The sequence below is a fragment of the Armatimonas sp. genome, assembly GCF_043760365.1.
Classification (GTDB): domain Bacteria; phylum Armatimonadota; class Armatimonadia; order Armatimonadales; family Armatimonadaceae; genus Armatimonas.
The window spans coordinates 1-8,266 of record NZ_JAYUPA010000916.1 but is presented as its reverse complement, the minus strand read 5'-3'; the positions used below and the strand labels follow the sequence as shown (position 1 = coordinate 8,266).

Annotated in this window: 11 protein-coding genes; 9 read left to right on the top strand and 2 right to left on the bottom strand. The window is 59.7% G+C overall.

The genetic code is table 11. The features are described from left to right. Both ACH2EH_RS22940 and ACH2EH_RS22935 read left to right on the top strand, forming a co-directional pair. Positions 1-692: M3 family metallopeptidase (locus ACH2EH_RS22940; RefSeq protein WP_395145418.1), on the top strand; the 692-nt coding region annotated here is incomplete at its 5' end. Positions 693-698: 6 nt separating this feature from the next. Further along, positions 699-1,133 carry a hypothetical protein gene (locus tag ACH2EH_RS22935; protein WP_395145416.1) on the top strand — a complete coding sequence of 145 codons (435 nt, stop codon included), beginning with the start codon at positions 699-701 and terminating at the stop codon, positions 1,131-1,133. 94 nt (positions 1,134-1,227) lie between these two features. Here the strand turns inward: ACH2EH_RS22935 and ACH2EH_RS22930 are convergent, their stop codons facing one another. Continuing rightward, positions 1,228-2,013 carry a phytanoyl-CoA dioxygenase family protein gene (locus tag ACH2EH_RS22930; protein WP_395145414.1) on the bottom strand — a complete coding sequence of 262 codons (786 nt, stop codon included), beginning with the start codon at positions 2,011-2,013 and terminating at the stop codon, positions 1,228-1,230. 55 nt (positions 2,014-2,068) lie between these two features. Here ACH2EH_RS22930 and ACH2EH_RS22925 point away from each other — a divergent pair, with 55 nt between their 5' ends. From ACH2EH_RS22925 to ACH2EH_RS22895, 7 genes are all read left to right on the top strand, one after another. After that, positions 2,069-2,782 (top strand): hypothetical protein, encoded by a 714-nt coding sequence (locus ACH2EH_RS22925; protein WP_395145412.1) that lies wholly within the window; start codon positions 2,069-2,071, stop codon positions 2,780-2,782. Beyond that, entirely contained in the window at positions 2,779-3,783 is a 1,005-nt protein-coding gene (gene rfbB / locus ACH2EH_RS22920; protein WP_395145411.1) for a dTDP-glucose 4,6-dehydratase, read from the top strand. Before ACH2EH_RS22925 ends, rfbB begins: the two co-directional genes overlap by 4 nt. 101 nt (positions 3,784-3,884) lie before the next feature. Continuing rightward, positions 3,885-4,586, top strand: a complete 702-nt coding sequence (gene pgl / locus ACH2EH_RS22915; protein ID WP_395145409.1) for a 6-phosphogluconolactonase — start codon at positions 3,885-3,887, stop codon at positions 4,584-4,586. Beyond that, positions 4,583-5,179, top strand: a complete 597-nt coding sequence (locus ACH2EH_RS22910; protein ID WP_395145407.1) for a DciA family protein — start codon at positions 4,583-4,585, stop codon at positions 5,177-5,179. Before pgl ends, ACH2EH_RS22910 begins: the two co-directional genes overlap by 4 nt. A gap of 3 nt (positions 5,180-5,182) precedes the next feature. Then, positions 5,183-6,679 (top strand): ComEC/Rec2 family competence protein, encoded by a 1,497-nt coding sequence (locus ACH2EH_RS22905; RefSeq protein ID WP_395145405.1) that lies wholly within the window; start codon positions 5,183-5,185, stop codon positions 6,677-6,679. 269 nt (positions 6,680-6,948) lie between these two features. Next, positions 6,949-7,302, top strand: coding sequence for a lysozyme inhibitor LprI family protein (locus ACH2EH_RS22900; protein WP_395145404.1), 354 nt, complete (start codon positions 6,949-6,951; stop codon positions 7,300-7,302). 4 nt (positions 7,303-7,306) lie between these two features. After that, positions 7,307-7,405, top strand: coding sequence for a PEP-CTERM sorting domain-containing protein (locus ACH2EH_RS22895; protein ID WP_395145403.1), 99 nt, complete (start codon positions 7,307-7,309; stop codon positions 7,403-7,405). A 76-nt stretch (positions 7,406-7,481) separates the two neighbouring features. On the opposite strand, the gene ACH2EH_RS22890 is transcribed toward ACH2EH_RS22895, so the two are convergent. Next, on the bottom strand, positions 7,482-8,266 hold a 785-nt coding region (locus tag ACH2EH_RS22890), incomplete at its 5' end, for a pentapeptide repeat-containing protein (protein ID WP_395145401.1).

The window sequence follows — 8,266 nt, the reverse complement described above, 5'->3', positions numbered from 1 at the left end:
CGGGCGAGTCGCGGATCATGCAAAACTTTCGCCCGAGCTTCGATGGTGTCAGCACACTCGCCCACGAGCTGGGCCATGCCTACCACAATCTGTGTTTGAAAGACCGCACGATTCTCCAGTCCGGCACTCCGATGACTCTCGCAGAGACGGCCAGTATCTTCTGCGAGACCATTGTGAAGCACGCCGCCCTAAAAAGCGCGGAGCCACAGGAGCGCCTTGCAATTCTCGAGGCCTCGCTACAGAACTCCTGCCAGGTCGTCGTAGATATTGATAGCCGGTTTCGGTTTGAGAAGGCCGTGATCGAGAAGCGCCGCGAGCGCGATCTCTCCGAGGCGGAGCTCTGCGAGCTGATGCTCACCGCGCAGCGCGAGACCTACGGCGATGGTCTGGACGAAAACGCGCTGCACCCCTACATGTGGGCGGTGAAGGGCCACTACTACGGCTCCGCGTTCTACAACTTCCCCTACATGTTCGGCTTTCTCTTTGGCCTGGGGCTCTACGCACAGTACGAAGCAAACCCCGAGAGCTTCCGCGCCGCCTACGACGACCTTCTTTCACAGACTGGAATGGCCGATGCCACGGAGCTGGCACGCCGCTTCGGGCTAGACATCGAGAGCGAAGCGTTCTGGACCGCGTCGCTAGATGTTGTCCGTGCTGAGATTGACCAGTTCGTGAGCTTGGTCGAAGGCTAGCGTTTCATGGCAACCGTCGCCGGAGGCTGGCTCGGAGAGTACCACTTCGATCACGAACCCCGAGAGCCCTGCGGCTTCGAGGCAACATTCTCCGCCGTCGGGCTAGATGGCATGTTTCACGGCACGATCCTCGATGAGGGTCCGCTGGGTGAGGCGGTAGTCCACCACGCCCGGCAGGTCGGCGATGAAGTGATCTTCACCAAGGTCTACCGCCTCAAGAAACGCAGCCTCGTGCCGGTGCGCTACGAGGGCAAGCTTCTCAATGAGGGCAAGCTCCTGCGGGGCAAGTGGGCGATCTTCGATGGCAAGCGCGGCAGCATGAGCGCCACCACGACGGGCTGGTGGGAAGCACGGCGCACCTGGCAAGAGCTCGAAGTGGGCTTCGTGGAGGAAGAAACCGAAGCCCGCAGTGAGAGCCGCGAGCTGGTGACTACCGGTTGAAGTCCTGCCATACTCATTTTATGGGCGGCACGCCCTTTGTAGCCAAAGGCTCTCCAGTCCCCTCGTTCCAATCGGGGGGACTCCGGTAATGCCGCTACCCGGACTTTGTTGATGCCTTTGCGCGTGCCTCACGAGGTGTCTCTTTAATCTCGTTCCACGGAAAGCGCCGCGAAGCACCAGGACGAGGCTTGTTGGGCAGGCCAGCTCCCAAAATTAGCGCCCGGCGCGGAATCGCTGAGGTGTTTGGCCCCGCATAGTGCGCCGTTCGATTTCGGTGGATCGTGATGCCGCCCGGTGGGAGCGGGCAGGCGATGGCGTCTTTGGCAAACCCAGTATCCAGCATTTCGAGGCCGTGGATGCGGGCGTCGCCGTTGATGCTCTGATGGGGCTGAACATCCCACTCGTGGCTGCCGGGCATGAACCAGAGACAGCCATTCTCCAGCGTGGCTTCTTGCAGCGGCATCCAGATCGAGACATTTTTATACTGCCACTGCGGATCCCAATACGCTTCGTCCTGGTGCCACGGCGTTGGGGCACCGTGCCCCGCCGGTTTGAAAATGGCGTGGGCAACGCCTGCGGAGACTTCCGGGCCAAGCAACTGCCGCACGATTTCTGTTGCCACTGCTAAATACTTGCCGTCTTTAAGCTCCGGAGCGTACTTACTCGGATTCAGAATCTGCGGGAGCGCCTCCGTCTTGCCGTCTTCGTCGGTGCCGCCTAGGTCAAACTGATCGCCGCTCTCGCGCCCGGCGCGTTCCGCAAAGATTCGGTCGTAGACCTCGCGCATCCAGGCAAGCTCTACATCATCGGTGATGGGTTCGGTGATTGCGAGAAAGCCGTTGAGGTGAAAGAACCGCATCTGGTCAGTCGTCAGTGTCATGACTTGCATTTTACCTGTCTGTCCGTCACAATAAGCCCTTAAGGAGACGATTCTCATGCAGCAGCGTGCGTATTTAGCACTTGTCCTTGGGCTATTCATGGCCGCACCAGCACTCGCGGGACCGGGCGGTGTCTTTAAAAACCCAGTGGGCTGGTGGATTCTTCTGCTCCTCTTACCGATTCTTTTGCCTCTGGTAATCATCACCATGATCAAAGAGAAACGCCAAATCAAACAGACTCAGGCCGACCTAGCCCGTCTGGCAGCAGTATTTCCCCAGTACCAGTGGCTGACGCTACGGGATCGTGCCCAGGATGCATTTACCTGGATGTGGTCAGAGTGGTCACAGGGGAAGCTGGAAAAATCCAAGCAGTTTGTCACGGACTGGTACTGGGAAAACCAACAACTCTTGCTCGCTGAGTGGGAGCATAAAGGCTGGGAAAATGTCTGTGATCTCAATAAAATCCAGTCCATTGAGCCGTATTTTGTCGCTCACGCCACCGAAGCAGAAAACTCAGTCGGCTCGCGCGTGGTGGTGCGCATTCGGTCGGAGGTTTGGGACTTTCTACGCGAGAAAGCAACAGGCAAGGTCATCAAGGGCGAAGATAAGATTGACTCTCTGGAGACACTCTGGACTTTCCTCTGGACAGGCGACGCTTGGATGCTCAACCGAATCGAGCCTGGAACCCTAAGCCTGGAATACGCCAAACTTGCAAATATAGTCCCCGAAGTGCTGAATGCTCCGCAACGTGCGTATAATAAAGCCGAATGAAACGCTTTCTTGTAACCGGTGGGGCCGGGTTTATTGGCTCCAACTTTGTACGCTACTTTCTGGGCAAGTACCCTGACTACACGGTCTGGGTGCTCGATGCCCTCACCTATGCCGGAAACACGGACAACTTCCACGATCTCTGGGACAACCCGCGCTTCGCATTTTTCCAGGGCCGGATCGAGGACGCGACTCTCGTGGATAACCTCGCCCGCAACGTGGACTGCATCATTAACTTCGCCGCCGAGAGTCACAACGACCGCGCGATCTTAGACCCCGAGACGGCGCAGCGCACGAACTTTAATGGCGTCGGGGTGCTTTTAGAAGCCGCGCGTAAGTACAAACACATTAGATTTCATCATATTTCGACGGATGAAGTGTACGGAAGCACCGACGGCGAGTTCAAAGAGGGTGATCCGCTGGAACCCAACCAGCCGTACTCGGCAGCCAAAGCCGGGGGCGAGCTTCTCGTGCGCGCTTATAACGTGACTTTCGGCCTGAACACCATCGTGACGCGCGGCTCCAATACGTTTGGGCCGTACCACTACCCTGAGAAGCTGATTCCGCTGATGATCACCAATGCGATGCAGGACATTCCATTACCCGTCTACGGCGATGGTAAGCAGGAGCGCGACTGGATGTGGGTTCTGGACCACTGCATCGGGGTTGACATTGCGCTGCACCAAGGCACGCCCGGTGAGATCTACAACGTCGGTGGCGGCTCCGAGCGGCACAATATTGATGTGGTCAAGGGGATTCTCGCAGCCCTTGGTAAACCCGAAAGCCTGATTCGCTACGTCACCGACAGGCCCGGCCACGACCGGCGCTACAGTCTCAACACCGACAAGATGCAGGCGCTCGGCTTCGCCCCCCGCCGCGACTTTGAGGTGATGCTTGAACAGACCGTGAAGTGGTACGTGGACAACGAGGCCTGGTGGCGCAAGATCAAAGCCAGCGAAGACTACCAGAGCTTCACCAAAAAGTGGTACGGCGACCGAAAATAGCCACCCGATTCCATTGGGCAAAAACTTCTTTGCGACAGGTCCAACAATTCAGTTCCGTGCCCTGTGTCTGAAGTGCGCTGACAGGGCGATACAATAGGGCCATGCAGCCGACGTTTCTCACCTTCCCTGATCCTGATGCCGCTGCAAGTGACGCGGCGGCTCGTTTTTGCTCTCTAGCCGAGACCGCCATCGCCGAACGGGGGCGGTTTGTGGTCGCGCTAGCAGGCGGCTCCACCCCGGAGCGGCTCTACAAAATCCTGGCGACACGCACGCTAGACTGGGCACAGATCACGGTGTTCTTCTCCGACGATAGATTCGTCGCGCCGACGAGCCGCTACAGCAACGCCGGGATGGCACTGCGCCTGCTCCCGCTCAGTCCCAGGACAACCTTTCCTGTTCCTGCCGAGACAACACTAGACACTGCCGAGTGCGCCGCGCAGTATGAGCATGAGCTGATTGCCGTGCTCGGACCAGAGCCGCGCTTTGACTTGATACTGCTGGGCCTGGGCGATGATGGGCACACGGCATCGCTCTTTCCTGGGAAAGCCGCGCTCACGGCGACAAGCTGGGTGACGCACTCGACGCCAGGAGTCTTGCCGCCGCCCGTGGAGCGCGTGACATTCACTTTCAAACTCATCAACGCTGCTCGCAACGTGTTATTTTTGGCGACGGGGGCGAACAAGAAAGAGAAAGTGGCGCTCTGGCGGGCAGGCTCGGGGATGGTGAACACGCTGCCCGTACTGGGTGTCGCGCCTACCGATGGCACCTGCACGGTGCTTTTGGACGAGGCGGCAAGCTCGTGAGGCGCGGCGGAAAAGTCACCCGGCTGGGGATAGACATGGAGCGCGTGCTGGGAGGGCGCGAGATGCTGCGCAAGCTCAAGGAGCACACCGCCCCGATTGTCTGGGCCGAGGTTGTCGGGGAGCAAGTGGCGGCGGCAACCGAGGTGCTAGGTGTCAGCGGTGGCGTGCTGCGTGTCTCCGCCAAGTCATCGGTGTGGGCCAACGAGCTGACATTTTATAAGACCGACATCCTCAAGCGCCTGAATATCAAGCTGGGAACCTCGCGCGCGCCCGTCATTACGGATATTCACTTCCAGAGCCGTGGTATCAAACCCCTGCCCGATACTCCCAAGCAGGAGCCGGAGGTGGAGATTGACTCCATCGCGCTCTCCGTGCGCGAGCGCCAGCAAATCGAGGAGAGTATCTACGCCATCAAGGACCCGGAGCTACGCGAGCGCCTCCGCCGCACGCGCTTCACCGAGCTACGGCTACGCAACTGGCGGCTCGACAACGGCTGGGTTCCCTGCTCCGGCTGCGGCGAACTGGTCGCGCCTTTTCTGGGCGGCACGGGCATGAGCTGTCCCCGCTGCCGTATCCTGGGAGACAGAGGCTAGCTTGTGCGCCTGCGTCCTCTCTTTTGCGCCCTCGCGCTCGTGGTGCTCGGCATTCTTACCGCACCACTCTTTATTCTTACCGCGCCGCTCTTTGCCCACCAGCCGCTGATTTTTGATGCCCTCGCGCTCGCATGTGCCGTCACGGGCGTTGTTTTCCTGCGCCGCCCCGCCTTGGCTCCCTTTCTTCTGCTGCTTCCCTTCCTGCTCTTCTCTCTCGCCCAAACCCAGCGTGCCCTGCGCCCCGACGCGCTGGTGCAAGCCGCCGGGCGCTACCAGATTCTGAGCGGAACCGTGGGGAGCGCCCCTGAACCCACTCGGCAGGGAGGATTGCGTTTTGTCCTAACAAGTGCAGAGGGCAGAGCACAAGTGACAACCTCCACAAACCAAGCGCTACATCGAGGCGATCACATCACCGTGCATGGACGCCTGGAGCTTCCCCCCCGCGCCACCAACCCCGGCGAATTCGACTACCGGGCCTACTTGCTGCGCCAAGGGATTCACACGGTACTCTATGCCAACCGCGTGGACATGCAGCTTCTGCTACGCCGCGCCACGCCCGCCGAGCGGCTCCGTGAGACGATCCGAAGTGCCTGCCATGCCTACCTCTCGCCCGAAAACGCAGGACTTCTGGCGGGCCTGCTCGTCTCCGACCGGAGCCAGCTTCCCGCAAACCTCCAAGATGCCTTCGCTCGAACCGGCACGATCCATATTCTCTCCACCTCGGGCTTGCATCTCAGTGTCTTTGCCGCCGTGCTGGTGGCACTCTTTGGCCGAGGAAAGCCGCTCCCGACACTTCTGGCGCTGGCCCTGCTCTGGACCTACGCCCTCGCGGCAGGCACAGGCGGCGCCGTGATGCGCTCCGCCGTCATGACCACAATGCTCCTCCTGGCTCCCCTGCTGAGGCGCGAGGCGGAGCCGCTCCACACCCTCTCCTTCGCCGCCATTTTAATCTTGCTCCCCGAGCCCCTCGCCCTCTACGATCCCGGAACGCAGCTCTCGTTTGCCACGGTGAGTGTCTTAGTGGCTTGGGCACGCCCCCTCGAAAATCTCATCTGGCCCTGGGAGCCCGAGCAGCGGCTCCTTACCCGTTTCTTCCGCGCCTGCGTCGTTGGTCTGCTAGTCGGACTGCTCGCCCAAGTCGGCTCCGCGCCGCTGGTTGCGTACCACTACAATTTATTTTCCTGGGTTGCACCACTCGCCAACCTGCCCATCGCCGCCCTCGCCGAGCTACTTTTATTGCTCGGCCTCCTCGCCGCCCTGCTCCCGTTTCTCACCCCGCTCTGGTGGCTTATCGGGCTAGGACTCACGCTCCTTAAAACCCTCGCGCTCGCCTTCGCCGCCCTCCCCTACGCCGCGCTCTCCGTCGCCTCGCCCCCCGCCGAGCTGGTCGTGGCTTGGTACGCGCTCTTGTTGCTTCCTGCGCCGTATTTACGAGTCCGGCTCAACCGACGGCGGTTTAGCCAACCCTCGTTTATTGCAGAACCTCAAATGGCTGCGTGACGAATCGGCATTCACTAGAGCCTTTTTCACGAATCCCCTTCGATGGCCTGAAAGGCCATCTCTGGGCCGCGCTCCGCGCGAAGCGGGCCGAGCCCGCAGGGAGGGAGACATTTGACGCGGCCTCTGGGCGGGGGACTTTCAGGCCTCGGCAAACCATTCGTGAAAAAGGCTCATAAGAATTTAATTGAAGGATATCGAAATACATCCGTAGAACCTCGCTACTGCTGACCGTTGCTTGGCTCGGCGATTTCGAAAGGAGAAGGAAACTGATGGAGGAAAAGACAGACATCGACCGAAAGATCGATGCTCTTCTGAAGAAGGACTCGACTACGCAGGGGATGAGCGCTGCGATGATCGAGGGCTACAGACTCTGGGATACCGAACTCAATCGGGTTTACAAGGAGCTCAACGCGAAGCTTCCCACGCCGCAGAAGGGGCAGCTACAAGCGTCGCAACGAAGCTGGATCGCTTGGCGCGACGCCGAGTTCAAGCTTATTGACGCGCTGTACTCGAAGGTCCAGGGTTCGATGTCCCAGGCGGATCGCCGCTCTGACCGGATGGAGATCGTCCGCCAGCGCGCTCTGGAGTTGCGTCGGCTCAACAAGCTCGCTCAACAAGCATAGAGGGATGACTTCCTCCTCCGGCTCTGCTGCCCCCGAACCAGGCACCATCGCCCTGCTCGCGCTGGGCATGGCGGGTGGCATCGTAGCACGGCGGAGGAAGTAAGTAGCACAACCAAAGGGTAGGGACAGCACTCCGCGCTGTCCCTACCGCCCGTGTGGTATGTGGACGAGGACAAGGGTTAGCGAGGGAGGCCCTTGGTATTCTTGTCTTTGACGATGCCAGTCAGATCCGTCTTACTCAGATTCGCCTGACGCAGATCCGCACCACGCAGATCCGCACCAGCCAGCTTCGCCCCAGTCAGAGTCGCCCCAACCAGATCCGCCCCACGCAGATCCGCACCACCCAGATTCGCCCCAGTCAGCTTCGCCGTATTCAGATTCGCCGTATTCAGATTCGCCCCAGTCAGAGTCGCCCCACTCAGATCCGCATTACCCAGCCTCGCCCCACTCAGATTCGCCCCACTCAGATTCGCCCCAGTCAGATCCGCCCCACTCAGATCCGCCTTACTCAGATCCGCCTTACTCAGATTCGCCTTAGTCAGATCCGTCGTATTCAGATCCGCCCCTTCCAGATTCGCCTTACTCAGATTCGCCCCAGCCATCTTCACCAAATACAGATTCGCCTTAGTCAGATCCGCCTGACGCAGATCCGCCAGACTCAGATTCGCCTTTTCCAGATTCGCCTCACGCAGACTCGCCCCAGTCAGATCCGCGTTACTCAGATTCGCGTTACTCAGATTCGCACTACGTAGATCCACCCCAGTCAGATTCGTCTGAGTCAGCTTCGCCCCACGCAGATTCGCCTCTGTCAGATACGCCTTAGTCAGATTCGCCCCAGTCAGATCCGCCTTACTCAGATTCACCGGACGCATCTTCGGCGAAGGCACACCAGTCACATCCGACTCAGGCATACTATTCAGCCTCGCCCCAGTCATCTTCGCATTATTCAGCTTCGCCCCAGTCA